The organism is Pseudomonas sp. Root401, assembly GCF_001425105.1.
GTDB classification, from domain to species: domain Bacteria; phylum Pseudomonadota; class Gammaproteobacteria; order Pseudomonadales; family Pseudomonadaceae; genus Aquipseudomonas; species Aquipseudomonas brassicacearum.
In genome coordinates this window covers 1-2,039 of the sequence record NZ_LMDO01000054.1, presented here as the reverse complement: position 1 = coordinate 2,039, position 2,039 = coordinate 1, and the positions used below count along the sequence as shown (strand labels likewise).

Genomic DNA, 2,039 nt, shown 5'->3' with positions numbered 1-2,039 from the left:
TGTGCAGGACACTACTGGTCTGACGCTCTCGGCAACTGACACTGTCGCCGAAGGCGGTTCCATCGTTTACACCGCCACCCTGACCAACGCCGCCGGCTCGCCAGTGACCGTCACCTTGAGCAACGGCGCGGTGATCAACATCGCAGCAGGCGCCACCACCGGCACCGTSACYGTCGATGCGCCAAAAGACGACGTCTACAAAGACGCCGGCAAAGTTGAAGTCAGCATCGATAANCGCYGGCTCGCCAGTGACCGTCACCTTGAGCAACGGCGCGGTGATCAACATCGCAGCAGGCGCCACCACCGGCACCGTGACCGTCGATGCGCCAAAAGATGACGTCTACAAAGACGCCGGCAAGGTCGAAGTCAGCATCGATAAAGCCACTGGCGGTAATTTCGAGAACCTGGTTCCGAGCACCACCCCAGCGGTGACTGACGTCACCGACACCATCGACACCTCGACCGTGAGCCTGACCGCAACGTCCACCGTCGCTGAAGGCAGCACCGTGGTGTACACCGCTTCGGTCAATGCACCAGTGACCGATGCTCCGTTGGTKATCACCCTGTCGAACGGCCAGACCATCACCATTCCGGTCGGCGCCAGCAGCGGCACCGTGAACTTCGTGACGCCAAACGACGCCCTCGACGCCCAGGGCGGCAACTACGAAAAACTGGACATCGACGCCACCCCGGCGGACACCACCGTTACCGATGTGCAGGACACTACTGGTCTGACGCTCTCGGCAACTGACACTGTCGCCGAAGGCGGTTCCATCGTTTACACCGCCACCCTGACCAACGCCGCTGGCTCGCCAGTGACCGTCACCTTGAGCAACGGCGCGGTGATCAACATCGCAGCAGGCGCCACCACCGGCACCGTGACCGTCGATGCGCCAAAAGACGACGTCTACAAAGACGCCGGCAAAGTCGAAGTCAGCATCGATAAAGCCACTGGCGGCAACTTCGAGAACCTGGTTCCGAGCACCACGCCTGCGGTGACTGACGTTACCGACACCATCGACACCTCGACCGTGAGCCTGACCGCAACGTCCACCGTCGCTGAAGGCGGCACCGTGGTGTACACCGCCTCGGTCAATGCACCCGTGACCGACGCACCGTTGGTTATCACCCTGTCGAACGGCCAGACCATCACCATTCCGGTTGGCGCCAGCAGCGGCACCGTGAACTTCGTCACGCCAAACGACGCCCTCGCGGGCGGCGACAACCTGAGCGTGAAGATCGACGACGCCCAGGGCGGTAACTACGAAAAACTGGACATCGACGCCACTCCGGCGAACACCACCGTTACCGATGTGCAGGACACTACCGGCCTGACCTTGAGTGCAACCGATAGCGTTGCTGAAGGCGGCTCCATCGTTTACACCGCCACCCTGACCAACGCCGCTGGCTCGCCAGTGACCGTCACCTTGAGCAACGGCGCGGTGATCAACATCGCAGCAGGCGCCACCACCGGCACCGTGACCGTCGATGCGCCAAAAGATGGCCTGAGCCTGTCCGCGTCTACCGAAGTAGCCGAAGGCGGCTCGATCGTCTACACCGCAACATTGACCAACGCCGCCGGCTCACCAGTGACCGTCACCTTGAGCAACGGCGCSGTRATCAACATCGCAGCAGGCGCCACCACCGGCACCGTGACCGTCGATGCGCCAAAAGATGACGTCTACAAAGACGCCGGCAAAGTCGAAGTCAGCATCGACAAGGCCACTGGCGGTAATTTCGAGAACCTGGTTCCGAGCACCACCGTCGATGCGCCAAAAGATGACGTCTACAAAGACGCCGGCAAAGTCGAAGTCAGCATCGACAAGGCCACTGGCGGTAATTTCGAGAACCTGGTTCCGAGCACCACSCCAGCGGTGACTGACGTTACCGACACCATCGACACCAGCACCGTTTCGCTCACAGCGACTTCGACGGTGGCCGAAGGCGGCACCGTGGTGTACACCGCTTCGGTCAATGCACCAGTGACCGATGCTCCGTTGGTTATCACCCTGTCGAACGGCCAGACCATCACCATTCCG

Annotated in this window: 1 protein-coding gene and 1 pseudogene; both read left to right on the top strand. The window is 61.5% G+C overall.

Annotated elements, in window-relative coordinates; all coding sequences use genetic code 11:
* Position 1: 1 nt before the first annotated feature.
* A pseudogene (locus ASC85_RS34005) lies at positions 2-234 on the top strand (immunoglobulin-like domain-containing protein); the annotation flags it as partial.
* A gap of 14 nt (positions 235-248) precedes the next feature.
* A partial coding sequence (locus tag ASC85_RS33570; protein ID WP_442966227.1) for an immunoglobulin-like domain-containing protein occupies positions 249-2,039 on the top strand: 1,791 nt, incomplete at its 3' end.